Genomic DNA, 17841 nt, shown 5'->3' with positions numbered 1-17841 from the left:
GCTTCCCCCCACCGACCATCTATTTAAGACCGTTAGGGTTATTGAACTACCGTGAGCCAGATCAACATTCCTATTCTCGATCTGAAGTCCCAGTACCAGGGGATTAAGGATGAAATACAAGCGGCTGTCAATCAGGTTTTGGAATCTGGCCAGTTTATTCTAGGCCCTGTGGTTCAGGCCTTTGAAACGGATGTGGCCAATTATTTGGGTGTCAAACATGCCATTGGGGTGAACTCTGGCACCGATGCCTTGGTGATTGGTCTGCGGGCCATGGGCATTTTGCCTGGGGATGAGGTGATCACGACGCCCTTTAGCTTTTTTGCCACGGCAGAATCCATCAGCCTGGTGGGGGCGAAGCCGGTGTTTGTGGATATTCGGCCCGATACGTTTAATATTGACCCCAATCTAATTGAGGCGGCGATTACGCCTAAAACGAAGGCGATTATGCCGGTGCATCTCTATGGCAACCCGGCGGCCATGGCTCAGATTCTTGCGATCGCAGCCAAGCATAAGCTTAAAGTCATTGAAGACTGCGCCCAGGCTTTTGGCGCCACCTACCATGGCGACTGTGTAGGCTGCTCCTGCGATCAGGCTGCCAAGGAATCGCTCACAGGCCGCTACGTTGGTTCCATGGGCCATGTGGGGGCGTTTTCATTTTTCCCGACTAAAAATCTTGGAGCCTATGGCGATGGGGGGCTGATCACCACCAACGATGACGAAATTGCCGATATGGCCCGCATGTTGCGGGTCCATGGAGCTAAGGAACGCTACAAAAATCTAATGCTGGGCTACAACTCTCGCCTGGATGCCATGCAGGCCGCAATTCTACAAGTGAAGCTGCGCCACATTGATGATTGGAATAGTAAGCGACGCTGGGTGGCTGAAAACTACAGTCGTCTACTGGCGGATGTGGAGGGGGTGATTGCGCCCGTGTCGTCCGCAGGCCACGTGTTTCATCAATATACGGTGCGGCTAGTGGGTTGCGATCGCGATCGCGTGAAACAGACATTGATGGATGCGGGCATTGGGGCCATGGTCTATTACCCCATTCCCCAGGACAAGCTACCCATTTATTTGGGGGAATATCCGGCTAATCCGGTGAGCGACCAATTAGGCCAAGAGGTTTTGAGTTTACCGATGTGGCCCGAACTCAGTCTCACTCAGATTCAACAGGTCGCGAGCTGTTTACAGAAGGTTCTGCAATAGAGCTTTTTCGGATGGATCACCATCTCACAGATTACGAACAGACAGGCAATAATGCCGATTTCGAAGAGATGGGCACTCTCTCTTGTAAATTAATACCAAAAGTTTGAGATATATCATTCGAGGGCTTTTTCTAGCATGGCCAATGGTTTGATAAATTAGTGCGGTATTGCAATTAACCAACATGAGTCTATGGCAGCTGTATTCAAATCGCTGAAAGCACGTATGCAGATGCTACGCAGTCTATTGTGGAAGCAACTCTTGCGGTTAAAGCCATTGCTTCCCTTGAGGGAAACCCAATGGGCAAAGCTTGAGTTGCTAAAAACTCTAGTCCAGAGAGATATGGAAGCACGCTATAAAGGGTCCATATTAGGTAATTTGTGGCCGCTATTAAACCAGTTAGCTCAGCTTTTGATATACACCTATGTCTTCTCAATTGTTCTGCGTGTCAAGCTTAGCTTGAAAGGAATGCCTGCTGATAATTCATTTGTATTTGGTTTGTGGTTATTTGCAGGGCTATTGCCATGGCTTGCCTTTAGTGGCGGTTTGATGCAGTCATCAGGCGCGGTTGTCAGTCAACCAAATTTAGTCAAGAAGGTTGTTTTTCCGCTGAGCTTATTACCACTTGTTCCGGTATTTTCTACTTTTCTCGAAAGTACTTTTGGATTAATGGCCTTGATAACATTTGTGGTGTTTGTAAGTAATGCACTACATCCAACATTGCTGTTATTGCCTTTAGTCTGGATTCCTCAACTTCTAATAACAGCAGGTCTAGGGTATTTGATGGCTAGCCTGACGGTTTTTATCCGTGATATTCCACAAACCTTAGGAGTGATTTTGAACCTTTGGTTTTATGCGACTCCTTTGATTTATCCACCAGAAATGATTCCAGAACCATTTCAGCAGTGGGTACTTTGGCTGAATCCATTAGCTGCTATTAGTGAAATGTATCGAGATATTATCTTGCTTGGAGAGATAACTCATTGGGGAGAGTGGGGTGTTGCAACTTGTCTCTCATTATTGATTTTTGGTCTGGGTTTTTGGTGTTACCAAAAGCTTCGCCCAGCATTTGCAGATGTCATTTAATGTCGATAACTTCATTTCTTAAGTTGATGGGTGGTTTGTGGCTCTGGGGACATAGCTGTATCTGTTGTATATAAATTTTAGGATGTCGGTTATACGCAACAATTATTTTTGGGTTTTTTATGGCTGACGATATTGCAATTTCTCTTACAGATGTCTCAAAAGTCTTTAAAAGGTATCGCCGTCCGGTGGATCGATTAAAAGAGCTATTGTTGCCAGGAAAGCAAAGGTCAGAAGATTTTTGGGCTCTTCAGGATATTAATCTTGAAATCCCTAAGGGCGAAACGATTGGCATCATTGGTCGAAATGGTTCTGGCAAGAGTACACTCTTACAAATTATTGCTGGAACACTACAACCGACCAAAGGACAGTTGAAAGTTCAAGGGAGGGTTTCAGCTCTACTAGAATTGGGTAGTGGCTTTAACCCAGAGTTTACTGGCATAGAAAATGTGTTCTTTTCCGGTCAAATAATGGGACTTTCGGAAGAGGAAATTCAGGGCAAATTAGATAGTATTGCTAGCTTTGCTGATATTGGAGATTTTATCCAGCAACCAGTGAAGACGTATTCTAGCGGTATGTATGTACGTTTAGCATTTGCATTAGCGGTAACAATTCAACCTGAAATATTAATAGTAGATGAGGCACTCTCAGTTGGTGATACTGCATTCCAGCTAAAGTCTTTTGAGCGCCTCAAACAACTTATTAGCCATGGAGCTACGGTCGTATTGGTATCACATGATATTGGTGCCATTCAGTCGGTTTGCCGGACTGCTTTGATGTTAGATAATGGAAAAATCGTACAAGTTGGTGATACAAGTACAGTAACTGAATATTACTTTCTACAGATTCGATCTGCCCAAGAACAGCAATCTTATGGAAAGAATGCTATCAAGAGCAAGCCATCTAATAGCTCACATAGTCAAATTGCGTTTGGAACAGATGAAGGTCGTATTGTGAGCACCCAGTTTGTGAATAAGGGGACTGGTGATAGTCAAGTTGCAACTGTAGGAGACAAAGTTACGCTAGAAGTCAACGTTTCTTACTTAACTTTATTAAGTAACCCAGCTGTCAGCCTATATATACAAAGTAAGCAGTCTTTAACGATTAGTGGGCAATCTGTTTTTTTGAATATACCAAACGATAAAAATATTCAAGAGAAGCAGTGTCGATATATTGTTTTTTCATTCAACGCTAATCTTGCACCAGGCGATTACTTTTTGACAATTGCGTTGGAAAACAGGCAGTCTCATTCAGTGTTTTACCCAGTTGATAAACAGCCAAGAGCCCTAGCTCTAAAAGTTTTACCTGGAAAAGTTAGAAGGTTTCTAGGATTAACTGATATGGCAATATCAGCACTAGAAAAGACAGATTCATTCAGTTTGTAGTGGTTCCATGTCTAATATTCTGGAATATCAAAAATGGAAGAGTGCATGCTTACTCCTTTAAATATGTTGTGACTTTTAGCGAAAATAGATGTGCATGAGGGAAACTCTGCGCCAGGAACAAGCCCCCAGAAAGGTACATGATAAAAACCTAAACTTAGAAGGTATTTATAACCTTCCATGTAATCGCTTCTATTTGAATTGTCAAAAATAATGAAACCATCTTTTTTTAGATATTCAGGCGCATAATATGCACATAATCTTCTTGCCATTCCGTCTATAATTATGCAATCGAAAAGAATCTGATGTCTGCTTATTTCCTCTACATATTCGATGAATTCTCTATCGTTTAAACCTCGTCTTGTAATTTTCTCTTCGTCATAGTCAAATGACTCTCTAGGATTTTGACTGAAATATATTTCGTGAATATTAGAATAAGCGGGCTTCTGAATTTGTGCTCTCCCTTTCTTTATCACTGTATGAGGGGATGCTAAGCGAGATGAAATCTTGTCAATCCATTGAGAATTGTGATCTACAGAGATAATACGTTGGACGTATTGTGAAGCCCATAACGTAGAGTTGCCGCAGCCATATTCAAATACAACATGCGTTTTGTTCAGGATATGGCTGATAAACTCTATGCTAGGATAAGTCCACCAAGGAAGAGGTTCAGCATTAGCCATGACTGGCTCCAGGAGGTCTAATGATTTTGTCCATCCTATGGGATCTAATGTTAGTCCTTTTAATCTATCCAAATTCATATTTTTGGTCAGCTCCCATTAACGTCTATTTCTCTATATTAAATTCATCAATGTGTGTTCGTTAATACTCAATAAGAGCATATCCATACTGTTCACATTGTTCATTTATTAAGCAAGCTAGACTTTTGGATAGTTCTTGCCAATGATAATTTCTGATCGTGGGTTTAGAGTATATTTTGCCTTGATAAGGCTTATTTTGATTGACTGATTTCTCAGGTAAATCTTTTGGAATAATACTTAGATCTATAATTGCGCTCTCCTGTAAGAACGAAAATAGTTTGCTTTCGGCATTTTCTATTTTTACAATCAAACTTGGTTTGTTTTTTTCGATAAGTTTATTCCAATAGATATAGCTTAAGACTGCGCGTTGGAAATTTGATGGTGCTTGATTGAGATCTATATTGAATTCCTGAAAAATATGTTTTCGTCGAAACTCATAAGATTTTGGTGCAAATGTATTGTCTCGCATAATACTAGGAACGGCAGTTCTGGGATCTCGGACGTGTTGAATAATCCATTGGAAAAACTTGTCATTATTTGAGCGTGAATATTCATCTTGGAAATATGGATATGAAGAGTCAGAAGCTGCAAACATCCAGGATGATATGCCATCTTTCCCCATACTTTCATGTCCGATATCTAGATCAAATGCGTTGAGGAGTTTACTCATGTAACCAGAGCCGCATCTAGGATGTCCGATGATCAGAAGCTTTCTGTATAAAATATGAGCGCGATGTTCTTGCAGTGCTTTTTTTGTTATTGAAATTAGCTCTAGTTCTTGAGGCTGCTCTTTTTCAAGATAAGAGATTCTCTTCTGTTTAGGATGTATTAATGAATCTAATTCTCCTGTACTCCATGAGAGTTCATAGCTGATTGGGGGATAAACTGTATAACTTGAAAGTATCGTTGGGGGGATAGACTGATGTTGGTATATATCCACCGTAGTTGCAATTATATGAAAGTTTTTTAGCAAAATTTTTGCTGCAGCTCCATTAATCGCATGGCATGGGTTAGACATTTGACAACTATTCTTTTTCAGGATTAAGTTGCCATTAAACTGATGGTCTTCACTTAATGCCCAGCCCAGACGTAATAGAACTGGATTGGCACCTTTAATATTTGTTTTGTCTATAAATTTATCTGAAATAAATTGGCGTGCTACTTGAGGAAAGTAATTGGTAAACTTAACGTCGTCCTCAGTAATTAAGACACATTGAAATCTGTTTTTAACTATATATTTCCACAAGCGAATATAACTGATGAAAGTAGCAACTTGTGGTCTGATTAATACATTATTACAATTGTCGTCTCCACATGTGTACATTCCACACCTGAAGCATGGGGGATATTCTTGTACAAGAGCCTTTGAGTAGAATTCATCAACAATGGGATCTGTACTACTAGTCGCATCAAAGAAAATATAGTTTTCAATTCCTCTTTCTTTGAAGTGCTTTTTTATATACGCTCTTCTGTCTAGACTCTTATTTAAGCTTATGCAAATCAGAACATCAAAATTTTTTATAAAACGCTTGATGAAATACTTATCGGTAGAACGTTTTATCCAACTTCGCATAATGTTGACTAATTTATGTAGGCCTAAGGTGATTTCTACAACTCATTCTAAGGGCTATTTAAGATTTTATTTTTTGCAAGACATACTTCTGAAAATATTGAAGTAAATTATGTTTTATGATTTTGATCTGCTAATTTTTGAGAGTATACTTAAGTTTAAGCTCATTTTTTCATGTATGTATGGATATGACTCTTGATAGCACTATATTTTTAGTTGTAAAAGTCTCTTCAAAATATTTTATAGCTTTATATTCACTTTGCTATAGGCCTCTTAGATTTTATGTGTAATCTATAATTACTAGTTCAGCTGTTTTAATAAAAGGCTTACTTTTATTTTCTATATATTAATAGAAATGGAAGATTGTATGGAGAAAATTCCTGTTTATTATGCTTTTGCTCGTTCTGGTGGAACCCTCTTAAACAGATGTTTAGGGGGAATTAGTGGGAATATAGTATTGTCTGAAATTAATCCGTATCTTTCTGTGCTAGATATTGATCGTCAAGCCATAGATTGGTTTGATTTAGTTTCTAAAGCAGACTATGAGTCTTTTTTGGGAAAGAACTATGTTGAAAAAATTCTATATTTAAATCACTGCGCGCAAGCTACACATAGGCGGTTAATTATTAGAGATTGGGTTTCAGTTAATTTTCTATCAAATGTTGCGATTGGTGCTTTTCCCAGTAAAGTATTGGAGCAAGATCTGTACTTGAAGCAGGGGGGGGTAAATCCTATTGGGATAGTATTTTCGAGACGTGCAGAAACTGTTTTAGCGTCTATTAAACGGACGTTTCAACAGTTTTCCGAGATTTCAACAGATGATTTTGCTTCAGCTTATCTTTCTTATGCTGCGGCTGTTTCTAAGTTCCCAATATTTCATTACGAAGATTTTTGTGAAAATCCTAGTAGCGTTTTACAACGGATATGCTCGAAACTAGATGCATTTTATGACCCTATCTTTGTTGATAAATTTCATACTTATCATCAATGTACGGGTGATAATAACCCAGGACAAGAGCCTAGCAAATATCATTTGGGTATGATTGCAGTCTCTGGTCAAGTGGAGAGTGAGTTGATCGAATATAGTAAGAACGAAAAAATTCAAGAAGCTAACTTACTGTTGGGATATGAGTAACTGCTGTGAAAAAGAAGATGGCACGAGTGAGCATCTATTGTGGAAGATAGTTCATAGTCGTGACCAAAGCGTTGAGGCACTAAATCATCTAAATGGTGAACTGACAGCCGAGTTATCTCAAAAAAATAGCCAATTAAGCGAGTTATTTGAGACTCTATATACCTCCCAACAAGAATTGCAGAGTACTCAGCAACAGTTACATATATCTCATCAAGACTTATCTCAATGTCAACAAATACTTCATCAGTGCCAGCTAATGCTTGAGACGACCCAGTGCGAATTACAGTATTCTCAGAAGGAATTGAAAGACTGCCAGGATACACTATTGAAAATTAAAGAAAGTGTTTTTGGGAAGCTATATACTTTCTTCTATGTGACATTTATAGGTGATAAATAGGTAGTTCAATCTATCCATCATACTGCAGCTTGCCAGGTCAGCATCTTAACTTTTCAGTGTTATAGTCCGCTTACTATTCTCTGCCCACATCAATTCATATGTACTGTAAAGAGTAGTGATTAGGCTCTATCTATAGTGCTCTGGGTCTATAAAAAATGCGAGAATTTAATGTAAAAGTCCTGTGAGCTTTTTATTTAGAATGCCTGTAAGTAGGTCAGCTATTCTGATTTCAAGACTCTTTTTTCTCCTGTCGAAGAAGACTTGTACATTAAGGTTCTTATTCTTGAGAAGACCTAAATCTAATCATTTAAAAACTTGCTTGTTTTCATCCAACGTAATTTATCCTCAGCTTGTTTAATCTGAATTTCTACACTTTTTGAAGTGTCTATTACAAAGTTTGGTTGTTCGCTTTTTATAATTACTTGTTTCAGGGTAATTAATTTATTTCGTAATCTCCAACGGCGGCTTGTTTCAAGCAAATTAATTTCTTCAATAACGTCTTCAAGACGCTGCTTAGTCTTTACGTCTAAGCTAGTAGAGCTTGTGGTAGTCGTCTTGCCTTCAGCCTTTATATCTGTGTTGAGAGAATTATTGGGTGAATATAAAAAATTAGCAACTCCTTCTGTCCCTTCAATCTGTTGTTGCATGCTGCGCAATTCATTCCATAGCCAAGACCTTTCGAAGAAGTTATCATTCTTGTTCTTAATGGCTCGTAAGATGGACGAGGAACTCATATCTGCCATTTGCTGCCAAGAAAACTTGGATGCTTGTATAAGTCCTTGGGATCCTGAAAATTCTCTAACTTCATCGAGTTGAATTTTCTCTAACGCACTAAGCATATTATCTATGTCTAGATTTTCTAGATAGATTGCTGCATCCCCTGCTACCTCAGGGATAGAAGAAGTTTTGCTAGTAATTACAGGACAGCCACAAGCCATGGCTTCAGCAATAGGCATCCCAAATCCTTCATATTTTGATGGGTATACAAGCGCTGCAGCGCTTGTATACGCACTTGCTAACTCAGAGTCACTTATTCTGAGTACACTAACATCTAATCCATTAACGATGCTGGCTAGTTCAGGCTCCAGCGCGTCTTTACCTCCGATACATACGATCATGTAATCAGATTTATTTTCTAGAAGCGCAAATGCCTTAAAGAACAGATCGACATTCTTATATCCATTAAACCCAAGCCTTTCCCCAACAGTGCAGAAAAAAGGTTTGTTGATATTGTATTTTTCTTTAAAATCTCTTACTTGTTTTTCATTTGCAGGTTTGAAGGTTTCTGATACGCCACAGTGGGCTACTGTTATTGGTTTATTTGAAAGAGACGGATAAAACGTCTGAAAATCACGAGCTGTATTTTCAGAAATAGCTAAATACTCGGATGCATGCATAAGAGCATTGACTTTTTCTTGCCAGTCCTTAATATCAGCGTTCATGACTTCGGGAATCATGTCATAAATCAACATGACGCTCGGCGTTGTAGTCGGAGTGGTGTAGAAGGTTGATAGAAACATAGCCGCATTTTCTTCGGCACAAACTGTTTGCAACATTAAGCTGTCGCGTCCAGGTGCTGAAGGTACGTATGCTGGAACTGCACGATAACGAATGCCTGGAACTTTGGGTGCAGTATTATTTCGATCCAGAACTAAAATATGTTGACCAAAGTCAGATTGACTCCATTCTTGTAAAAGCATGTGCCATACACGTCCAATTCCTGAATTTAAGAGTTGGAAGAAGACTCCATCAATAACGACTACAGGGGCGTGAGGAGTTGCTGTTAGTTTGATCTGTGAAGAGCTGTTTTGTGACTCATTAAAACTAGCGAAGTACCCTAATCTTTCAGACTGAGGATCAGGAATAAATATAGGCTGAATCCCTAAGGAACTTGCCTTTTCGGCAATTGTATTGTCATTGACCCAGTCAAAGTAATCTCTTAAGAAGACTGGAAATCTAGTTTGTGTAATGAGGCTTTTCCATAATGAGCCAGCATTGTTGTAGCCGTAATACTTTTCCTTAAAGGCCAGCTGATGTGATAAAACATACGCGAAATGCTGAAAAACTAGTCCTTTAGCTTCTGTCTGCTTATGAGAGAATGGAAACTCTCTCGCAATATTCTTCTTTGCCGTACCATCTTCTGTCTCCTCAACCAAAATTGGGGGTTCATGAGCAGCCCACCTCATACCTGGTTTGTATCGCCAAGTTCTGAGCCATTCTTGGTTTGGATTTTGGGAGTAGCAATTGCGGCTACTGACAACTAAATCGGGGCCGACAAAGTATTGACACCAATAAAATGCTGCCATTTTGTGGGGATATTCGATAAATAAATTACGCCCCTGTGTAATCTGTCTTGGCGTCCATAGCTCATCAACATCAATTTGCCATAGCAAACATTCTTCATTAATGTTTTGCAGTGGTGCATTCACCATTTCTTGTTTTCCATCCCAGAAAGCACCACCTTCTTTCCGATAGAGACTGATATTGTTTGGAAACTGTTGAATAATACTGTCTAAGTACTCGGTTGTCCCATCAGAACTTAATCCGTTTTTATGTATGCTACTGTCTATTGATCCGCCACCGTCTAAACTCCATGCTGTGTCGTGAGTTAAGTCTGCAACACCTTCTACAATGTGCCAATGCCAATTGAATGTTAGCTGCTTGAAAACATTTTCAAGATGGTAAGAGATAAATGGTTGTCCATTTAAAACAATAGTTAAAAAATGCACTGAAATATTATTATTTATATTTGGTGCATCACCAATTCTTTTGAAGATAGAAAATCCGTTGCGAGTCGATCTATCTTCTATAACTAATTCATAGTTTTTGTCCTCACATAGTCGGTTGTGATTTTCATGATTTTTATAGGTGTTGATATCATCGAGACAAATGTACCTAGCCCCGTAGACTTCATCTAATTCGGCTTCACCAGTAAATTCTGATCCATCTATTAAAACAAGATCGAAGAAAGCGATATTGTGCTCTTGCTTAATGTTCCGTATTCCGGTTTCAGGGACTGATTGCCTTTTAACATATTCAATATCTTGATCGAGCCATCGAAATACTTCATCAAGAGAATAGGCATTTAAACCCGTTGTGAATGCATTATAGAATTGAGCTAGCTCTCTACGAGTGGGAAAGTCAGAAATGGGTACAGATGAGCAGTTATAGCATTTGACGAACGACTCATCTTGATAAAATTTCTGAAGTGTTTCAAATCTCACTCTAGAAACTTCAATGCAAAATAGTTGTTTATTGGTGGAATGTATTGAGGCTTGAATTCCCGAGACAAAGGCTTTTGTACTGCCTTGGCCTGCCGAAGAACCGATTTCTAAAATAGTCTGCACTGACGATTCTTGACAAAGCTGCACTAAATACGCATAAAAAGCATCTTCGGCAATTTCAGGTGGGATAATCTTATCAAGTTCAGAACCGTTAGCTAGAAGACTTTTAGACATGCAGACTCCTAATTCTCAAGACAATTTCAAACCACTGAGGGATAAATCTAGAATTAAAAATACTCTTACATGATTGGGGTTGCTAGGCAATAGTTTATATATTTCTACTATTAATACCTTCAATATATAGTGAAAGGTGATTTGGTTAGTCTTTTTTAGTGGCAATAAAAGTATGGGTCAAAGCCAATAATTCAGTAGAGTCTAACCCTTTTTGCATAAGTTTATCTAATTTATCTTCACTTAAGTAATCCAGACATTCTTCTGGCTCGGAATCTAAATCATTCCTTATAATATCGACGTTCAAAAATTGATTGCAAATATCGATATATTCTTTTGCAAAAGAAAAGTTAAAGTTTTTAGCATCCATCATGTAGTCAATATTTGAATTGATGTTGGTCATATGTCTAGGGTACTCTATTGTGCCATTATGGCATCCCTGCTTAATCTCTTCTTTGTTCATTCTGAGGTGTAGCCAGGGATATTTTTGAATATCAAATACATGGGAATAATGATGGCCTTGGCGTGAATTCCATAAAGGCGATGCAACACAGTAAATAACTCCTCCTGGTTTAGTTACTCTGACCATCTCAGAGAAACCTCGTTGGATATTTGGAACATGTTCCATCGTTGCGAAGCAATATACTAGGTCAAATAAATTGTCCTGAAAGCTTAAACCCTCAACAGAAATTTTGTGGTATTCGACGTTTTCGTGTGCATACTCTGAGCCAATATCATCAATGACATCGACACCGCAAACTGTTTGAGCTCCAAAGTCTATGAAATAACGGACATCTTTTCCTCTATTGCAACCAACAACCAGAACTTCTTTCAAGGCGACATCAAGATAACTGTTAGCTATCTCTGCATGATATTTGTTGTAGTCCATAGTAAAAAATTAGGAGTAAGAGCAATGTCTAAACCTGACATTTAATGTTTTCATTCAGTCTTTGAAAAGTCTTACGTCTAGTCGACTATTCTGAAAATCAGAATATCATAGGTATTATGAATGTTTTGATTTTCAGAAAACCTGATGAGATTAAAATATGCTTCTCAGCTTGCGTTTTATTTTCTGAAAAAAGGATAATTTTGCCAGTCCTGGGATCTCGTTAGGTTCTTCTTTGATTCTAACGAGATCCCAGAATCCTTGGGGTTCCTTGATTATTTCCTGATATATACGAATTCGCTTACTTAACCAATGATTAGTTTGATAGATTGCTGCGTTATTTTGAGCTTCAAACATCTCTTGGAGTGCAAGCGTTAAGTTACTAGACTGGCCACCTACAAAATATGAGGCAATGACACGGTCATAATATGCTTTAGATAAGCTTTCTTCAGAGGCTACTCTAATCCACCATTCATAGTCTCCAGCAGATTTATATTTTTCCTTGAAGACACCAACTTCCTCAAAGACTCTCTGATGGGCAAACGTTGCTTGATGATGCATTGCGCCAGAGACTAAAGTCCTTAAAATTTGCGATGGTTCCGGTGACGCTAGAACTTGTCTATCATCATTTATATCTCTTATCTCCAGATTGCCATAGACAATATCGCTATTTGGATGACGGGTAATAAAATTAGCTACATCACTGATCACATGTTCATCGACTAGGAAGTCATCTGAGTTCAGAAAGTAGATATAATCACCCTCCGCATAGCGTATCCCTTTGTTCATAGCGGAATAAATTCCACTATCTTCCTCGCTGATGATTTTAGCAATTCGTTCAGAATACTTTTCTAAAATTGCGGGAGTTTCATCACTCGATTTTCCGTCGATCACTATATATTGTATGTGTTTATAGTTTTGGTATAGTACACTTTCAATCGCTTTCTCTAACGTCGATTGAGCATTCTTGCAGATAGTGATGATCGTAATGGAAAGTTCTTTCATCAATGAATAAAAATCTTATTACTGGAAGGTTATCATATTCCTTGAAAACTCAAACTCGCTGTGTGGATGATGTGATGAAAATATTTTCAGTAGGAAAAAGTAAGTATTGGAATTAGTACTTTTTATTGAACTATTTTGCTGTAAGGCTTCGAGATTAACGAGGTGCAGGGAAACCCAATATGAAAATACTGATTAACTGTGTCAATCTACTTACAAGTAAGCAGGGAGCCGGTGGTGCTGGCCAATATGTATACCATTTGCTCAAAGAACTTGCATCGTTGCAAGAAGTTCGTGTGCTTACTAACGTTAGGAATTTTTCAGACCTTTCAGTTATTCCTAACTTAAAGCTTGTGCCCTTGGTCTCTAATGAGATTTCGAATGTTCATCATTACTTTTCCTGGTGCGATATCTATCTATGTCCTTTAAATGAGTTAGTTCCAGAATTTGTTTCTTCTACAAAGCCAGTTGTTGCTACTATCCTTGATGTCCAGCATGAAGTGTTGCCACATTTTTTCAAGGGTGGTGTTTATGAGCAGCGGCATATTCACTACAGCTACGCTATTAATCGTTCGGACTCTATCATTACTATTTCTGAAGCAGAGCGCTCTCTTATTCAAAAACTCTATGATAAGAATTCCGTTTATGTGACATACCTTGCTGGGTATCTTTCTCGGTCTTTTAAGGATGAAGTAGGGACGTTACCTAATCCTTTGGAAAATTTTGAATACTTGCTGTATCCTGCTATCCCTTGGAGGCATAAAAATCACTGTCGTTTGATTGAAGCTTTTTGGATTCTAAAAACTCGAGAATCAAGGTTTAAGTCTTTCAAGTTAGTTCTTACGGGGGCTACCCATGAATTATCCTCAGGTGCGGTTTCTAGCTTAATTCGAGAGCTAAATCTCACTGACGACATTATGATCACAGGCCATGTGAGTAATGAAGAGCTAGTGGCCTTATTAAAAGGTGCCAGTGTGATGGTTTTTCCTTCCTTATATGAGGGGTTTGGCATACCTGTTGTTGATGCTATGGAATTTGGGGTTCCAGTTATAGCTAGCCCTTTACCTGCAATCTCTGAAATTTGCAGTAGCAATATCGCTTATTTTAAGAATCCATATGATTCGATTGCGATCTCAGAAGATATTCTTGAATTCTTTAGTGATGCCAATCAAAAAAATAATCAAACAAGAGTTCAACAAGCTATTGAGTTTTCCAAGCAATACTCTCCTAAACAAACAGCACTAAAGACTATCGAAGTATTAGAAAGGACTATTGAGGCTCATAATCGGAAGTTTGATATCCAACGTAAAAAGCTGGATTCACAAAATATATCTAGTACGTTTTTATCCAGCGATACGCAACTTACTCTAATTATTGATCTTAACCTATTATCTGAAAAACATTCTATTGATTGCTCACAAGTACTTGAATTATTCAGTGCGCAAATTAAACACCAAAGAGAGAATCTATATAAAGTAGTTTTCTTATTTCCCAGAGAATCATTTTTAGAAAATAGTAGCTTACTCAAAAAAAATGATTTCAATCAAACATACTATAAACGTGTTTTTTACAGAGTTAATAGTAGCTCTTCCTATTTTAGAGCTTATTCATATATGTTTGATTCGGTGGTTGATACACAGTTCTTTCTGATCGTATCTACACTGAACGATTTATCTCAAGTCATAGATTGTGCATTCAATGCTATGAGTACCTTAGAGTTTAGAGATGATCTATCGGCTATCAAGATACTTAGGGACAGTATAGATACCTCGTTAATTTTGCCTTTGACTGGAATTGATTTAATCAACACATACGAAGCGAATAAATTAAGCCGAGTATCATTTTTCTCGGATATGTTGCTAAGAGCGACTAGCCAAGGACTAGATTCTTATGTAGGTACTTATCAATATCTAAATAACTTTCTTGCAAATGCTAAATATATCAAAACATCTTTAAGTCTATAGCGATTATTGAAGAATGTCTTTCCACCTATCCAGTCAAAACTCAAAATCTCTAGTTGCAGCAGTTATTCCTTGTCGTAATCGTAGAGTAATAACTAAGCGGTTTCTAGAATTTTTTAATCAACAAACGTATCGTAACCTTCGGGTTGTGATAGTAGATGCTAATTCATCAGATGGTACGCAAGATATCTTATTATCGAGTTTTCCTAATGTAGATTTAGTATCTACTGACGATGATAGTTATTGGACGGCTTCGACAAATCGCGGGATAGAGTTTGCCCTTGCAGAAGGCTGTGACTACATTTTGACAATAAATGATGATTCTTATGTAAATCCTTCCTATGTTGAAAATCTTTTATCGTTAGCTCAAGATAATCACTTATGTATTCTTGCTAGTCGAATTGATTTCTTTAAAGCACCAGGTTTAATTTGGTCTCTAGGTTCTTACTCTGATTGGGGTACTCGTGATTTATTTGGTCTGAGTTATCATGCAACTTGGGAAGATTCAATACCATCTCACTTAATGTGCGAAGAGTTTTGGGAAATTACGGCTGCTCCTGGTAATGGTGTGTTGATTCATAAATCAGTATTTGAAACAATTGGTCTTTATGATGAAGTAAATACGCCACACTACCATGCAGATTCAGAGTTTGTAATGCGTGCCCAATTGTCAGGAATTAAAGCTTATGTATCTCCTAAAATAGTCGTTTATAATGACTGCCCACTTCCAGGGGAGTCTCTTTCTCCGTCGGAACCGCGCTTTCAGAATCGAGTTCAACAATTTTTCTATACTTTCTTCCATAAAAAATCTCATTTAACTTTATGGCCACGGATATTTGTAATTAGCAAATATTGTCCACCAAAACAAAAAATAAAAGCGTATATAAAAGGCGTTTTAATATTTGCTCTTGAACCAGTTATTTCAAAAATGAAGTTGAGAGTTAAAAAAGTATTGCCTTCTAAAAAATCGCTTAAAAGAATCTTCAGTCGGGTAACTAACAAATTTATTTTTGTGTTGTGGAGATGAACTTATTATCAAATCCTAAATTTTCAATCATTACAATTGTCAAAAATGATTCTGAAGGCTTACGTAGGACTGCAAACAGCGTCTTAAGTCAGACCTATGATGATTTTGAGTATATAGTTATTAATGGTGATTCAGATGAGGAAATCTTAAATGAGATAACATTTCTAGAGCAAAAAGCTATTTGTGTTAGTGAGCCTGACTTAGGTATAAGCGATGCTTTTAATAAAGGCTTGAAAATAGCTAGTGGTCAGTGGATCAATTTTTTAAATGCGGGGGATACTTTTGTTACAAATGGCATTTTGAAAGAAGTTAGCAACACTATTTTGGAACATAGTCATTGTAAAATAGTATCGGGTTACGCTAAATTTGGTAGAAATACTATACCCAAGAGAGCCTTTAAAAATCACGAACCGCTTCACGTAAAGGCAATGTTATCTCATCAAGCTTCCTTTATTACTAGGGATATTTTTGATGAAATTGGTAGTTTCGATTTAACATTCAAAATTCGTATGGATTATGATCTATGGTTACGGATTTTGAAAAGTCATAGTTTTTGTTTAATTGACAAGATATGGGTGAAATATGATCTTAATGGTTTGAGTAGCCTTGGATCCAATATTAAAAAATTTTTCGAAGAAGAGAAAAAGGCAAATCAAAAAAACGGTGTTAATAACTATAGAGTGATTAATGCTATTTTAGATTTTCGTTGTTTTAAGGCGAGGGTAAAATACTCTGTATTTAGATTTTTTATTTGAATGAAAAGTATGCTTTTTTTGTGTCATGAGTTCGTTTTTGGTTAATTAAATTTTCGTGTATAGAAAACTGCTTTTGGGATGGTTCTATGATAGTTCGGTCACTGCTAGTTAATGCTTCTGCTCTGACACCAAAACCTACTGGAATAAGTACTTATATTAATAATTTAATACCTAATTTATCTAAACTGCCATCTGTTTTTCTGACAGCTTATCCAGTGCAAGGATTAACTTGCCAGGTTATTCCTCAAGGTATGGCTCCTGAATTAGGATTGAAGGGGCATCTCAAGCGATTGTTTTGGATGCAGTTTAGACTGGTCAAGATTTTTAAGACTTTGAATTGTTCCCTTTTATTTTCTCCCCTCCTAGAGTCTCCAATTAATAATCGAGATTGCCGCTTTGTTGTCACTGCTCACGATATCATTCCACTCCGATTTCCAAGGAACTTTTCTCCGCTAACAAACTATTTTCGATACTATGTTCCATTGATATTAGATCAGTCAGAGCATATTATTTGTGATTCTGTATCCACTGCTAGAGATTTGACTGATTTCTATAGTATTTCATCTTCTAAGTTGACAGTTGTTCCTCTTGCTTACGATTCAAGTCACTTTCGTCCAAAAGTTACTTCCATGAGAACTGGTAATTATTTTCTTTATCTTGGACGTCAAGATCCTTATAAGAATCTTCAGAGACTTCTTCAGGCTTTTAGCTTGATTGCAAAAAATGAGGAGTATGAGCTTTGGCTGGCTGGTCCAGAAGATAAGAGATATACGCCAACTTTACGTGCATATGCTCAAGAATTAGGTTTGGGAGAGAGAGTTAAGTTTCTGAGCTATGTTACTTATAAGCAACTTCCAGAACTAATAAGTAATGCTATGGCATTTGTTTTTCCAACGCTGTGGGAAGGTTTTGGTTTGCCTCCTCTAGAGGCTATGGCTTGTGGCACTCCAGTCATTGTATCGAATATTTCTTCTTTGCCAGAGGTTGTCGGAGATGCAGCTATTGCAATTGATCCGTACAATGTTTGCGAATTGGCTGATGCTATGCGACTGTTGGCTAATGACTCGCAGTTGCAACAAAGATTAAGGCAATTAGGACTAGAGCGCGCTAAACAGTTTAGCTGGGAAAAAACTGGTCAAGCAACTGTGAATATTTTAGAGACATTTCTCTAGGCGAGTTTTAAAGAATGTTATCAAGATGGACTTAATGTTGAAATGTTTTAGC

14 protein-coding genes are annotated in these 17841 nt (G+C 37.9%); 9 read left to right on the top strand and 5 right to left on the bottom strand.

Features of this window, described 5'->3' with window-relative positions:
* The first annotated feature begins 51 nt into the window (after positions 1–51).
* From IXB28_RS12360 to IXB28_RS12350, 3 genes are all read left to right on the top strand, one after another.
* Positions 52–1206: a DegT/DnrJ/EryC1/StrS family aminotransferase gene (locus IXB28_RS12360; protein ID WP_326521030.1), complete on the top strand. Its 1155-nt coding sequence runs from the start codon at positions 52–54 to the stop codon at positions 1204–1206.
* A gap of 228 nt (positions 1207–1434) precedes the next feature.
* The gene (locus IXB28_RS12355) at positions 1435–2289 is read left to right on the top strand and encodes an ABC transporter permease (RefSeq protein WP_215619080.1); all 855 of its coding nucleotides are present in this window, start codon (positions 1435–1437) and stop codon (positions 2287–2289) included.
* A 119-nt stretch (positions 2290–2408) separates the two neighbouring features.
* Positions 2409–3671, top strand: coding sequence for an ABC transporter ATP-binding protein (locus IXB28_RS12350; RefSeq protein ID WP_215618903.1), 1263 nt, complete (start codon positions 2409–2411; stop codon positions 3669–3671).
* 11 nt (positions 3672–3682) lie between these two features.
* On the opposite strand, the gene IXB28_RS12345 is transcribed toward IXB28_RS12350, so the two are convergent.
* Together IXB28_RS12345 and IXB28_RS12340 are read right to left on the bottom strand one after the other, a co-directional pair.
* Positions 3683–4351 (bottom strand): hypothetical protein, encoded by a 669-nt coding sequence (locus IXB28_RS12345; RefSeq protein ID WP_215618902.1) that lies wholly within the window; start codon positions 4349–4351, stop codon positions 3683–3685.
* 139 nt (positions 4352–4490) lie between these two features.
* Entirely contained in the window at positions 4491–6002 is a 1512-nt protein-coding gene (locus IXB28_RS12340) for a glycosyltransferase family 25 protein (RefSeq protein WP_215618901.1), read from the bottom strand.
* Positions 6003–6366: 364 nt separating this feature from the next.
* Here IXB28_RS12340 and IXB28_RS12335 point away from each other — a divergent pair, with 364 nt between their 5' ends.
* Together IXB28_RS12335 and IXB28_RS12330 are read left to right on the top strand one after the other, a co-directional pair.
* Positions 6367–7134: a hypothetical protein gene (locus IXB28_RS12335; RefSeq protein ID WP_215618900.1), complete on the top strand. Its 768-nt coding sequence runs from the start codon at positions 6367–6369 to the stop codon at positions 7132–7134.
* On the top strand, positions 7127–7531 hold the full coding sequence (locus IXB28_RS12330) for a hypothetical protein (protein ID WP_215618899.1): 405 nt from the start codon (positions 7127–7129) through the stop codon (positions 7529–7531). The genes IXB28_RS12335 and IXB28_RS12330 overlap by 8 nt, the downstream gene beginning before the upstream one ends.
* Positions 7532–7830: 299 nt before the next feature.
* On the opposite strand, the gene IXB28_RS12325 is transcribed toward IXB28_RS12330, so the two are convergent.
* From IXB28_RS12325 to IXB28_RS12315, 3 genes are all read right to left on the bottom strand, one after another.
* Complete coding sequence (locus IXB28_RS12325; protein WP_215618898.1) at positions 7831–10989, bottom strand: glycosyltransferase family 4 protein; 3159 nt, start codon at positions 10987–10989, stop codon at positions 7831–7833.
* A gap of 145 nt (positions 10990–11134) precedes the next feature.
* Positions 11135–11875: a class I SAM-dependent methyltransferase gene (locus IXB28_RS12320; RefSeq protein ID WP_215618897.1), complete on the bottom strand. Its 741-nt coding sequence runs from the start codon at positions 11873–11875 to the stop codon at positions 11135–11137.
* Between the two features lie 150 nt (positions 11876–12025).
* Complete coding sequence (locus IXB28_RS12315; protein ID WP_215618896.1) at positions 12026–12877, bottom strand: glycosyltransferase family 2 protein; 852 nt, start codon at positions 12875–12877, stop codon at positions 12026–12028.
* A gap of 179 nt (positions 12878–13056) precedes the next feature.
* Between IXB28_RS12315 and IXB28_RS12310 the strand changes: the two genes are divergently transcribed.
* The 4 genes from IXB28_RS12310 to IXB28_RS12295 all read left to right on the top strand — a co-directional run bounded on the left by IXB28_RS12310 (position 13057) and on the right by IXB28_RS12295 (position 17789).
* Complete coding sequence (locus tag IXB28_RS12310; protein WP_215618895.1) at positions 13057–14838, top strand: glycosyltransferase family 4 protein; 1782 nt, start codon at positions 13057–13059, stop codon at positions 14836–14838.
* A gap of 13 nt (positions 14839–14851) precedes the next feature.
* Positions 14852–15862, top strand: coding sequence for a glycosyltransferase family 2 protein (locus IXB28_RS12305; RefSeq protein WP_215618894.1), 1011 nt, complete (start codon positions 14852–14854; stop codon positions 15860–15862).
* The gene (locus IXB28_RS12300) at positions 15859–16617 is read left to right on the top strand and encodes a glycosyltransferase family 2 protein (protein ID WP_215618893.1); all 759 of its coding nucleotides are present in this window, start codon (positions 15859–15861) and stop codon (positions 16615–16617) included. The genes IXB28_RS12305 and IXB28_RS12300 overlap by 4 nt, the downstream gene beginning before the upstream one ends.
* An 86-nt stretch (positions 16618–16703) precedes the next feature.
* A complete protein-coding gene (locus IXB28_RS12295; RefSeq protein ID WP_215618892.1) occupies positions 16704–17789 on the top strand; it encodes a glycosyltransferase family 4 protein in 1086 nt (361 codons plus the stop codon).
* Positions 17790–17841: the final 52 nt, after the last annotated feature.

It is taken from the genome of Leptothoe kymatousa TAU-MAC 1615 (genome assembly GCF_018739865.1).
GTDB lineage: Bacteria > Cyanobacteriota > Cyanobacteriia > Phormidesmidales > Phormidesmidaceae > Leptothoe > Leptothoe kymatousa.
Note: the sequence above shows the minus strand (reverse complement) of the source record. Positions and strands in the feature narration are given on the sequence as shown.

What these genes read in the sequence shown, in the direction of transcription:
- IXB28_RS12305 (WP_215618894.1), top strand. Translation starts at nt 14,852, where the DNA reads ATGTCTTTCCACCTATCCAGTCAAAACTCAAAATCTCTAGTTGCAGCA.
- IXB28_RS12345 (WP_215618902.1), bottom strand. Translation starts at nt 4,351, where the DNA reads ATGGCTAATGCTGAACCTCTTCCTTGGTGGACTTATCCTAGCATAGAG.
- IXB28_RS12310 (WP_215618895.1), top strand. Translation starts at nt 13,057, where the DNA reads ATGAAAATACTGATTAACTGTGTCAATCTACTTACAAGTAAGCAGGGA.
- IXB28_RS12340 (WP_215618901.1), bottom strand. Translation starts at nt 6,002, where the DNA reads ATGCGAAGTTGGATAAAACGTTCTACCGATAAGTATTTCATCAAGCGT.
- IXB28_RS12295 (WP_215618892.1), top strand. Translation starts at nt 16,704, where the DNA reads ATGATAGTTCGGTCACTGCTAGTTAATGCTTCTGCTCTGACACCAAAA.
- IXB28_RS12300 (WP_215618893.1), top strand. Translation starts at nt 15,859, where the DNA reads ATGAACTTATTATCAAATCCTAAATTTTCAATCATTACAATTGTCAAA.
- IXB28_RS12325 (WP_215618898.1), bottom strand. Translation starts at nt 10,989, where the DNA reads ATGTCTAAAAGTCTTCTAGCTAACGGTTCTGAACTTGATAAGATTATC.
- IXB28_RS12350 (WP_215618903.1), top strand. Translation starts at nt 2,409, where the DNA reads ATGGCTGACGATATTGCAATTTCTCTTACAGATGTCTCAAAAGTCTTT.
- IXB28_RS12330 (WP_215618899.1), top strand. Translation starts at nt 7,127, where the DNA reads ATGAGTAACTGCTGTGAAAAAGAAGATGGCACGAGTGAGCATCTATTG.
- IXB28_RS12320 (WP_215618897.1), bottom strand. Translation starts at nt 11,875, where the DNA reads ATGGACTACAACAAATATCATGCAGAGATAGCTAACAGTTATCTTGAT.
- IXB28_RS12315 (WP_215618896.1), bottom strand. Translation starts at nt 12,877, where the DNA reads ATGAAAGAACTTTCCATTACGATCATCACTATCTGCAAGAATGCTCAA.
- IXB28_RS12335 (WP_215618900.1), top strand. Translation starts at nt 6,367, where the DNA reads ATGGAGAAAATTCCTGTTTATTATGCTTTTGCTCGTTCTGGTGGAACC.
- IXB28_RS12355 (WP_215619080.1), top strand. Translation starts at nt 1,435, where the DNA reads ATGCTACGCAGTCTATTGTGGAAGCAACTCTTGCGGTTAAAGCCATTG.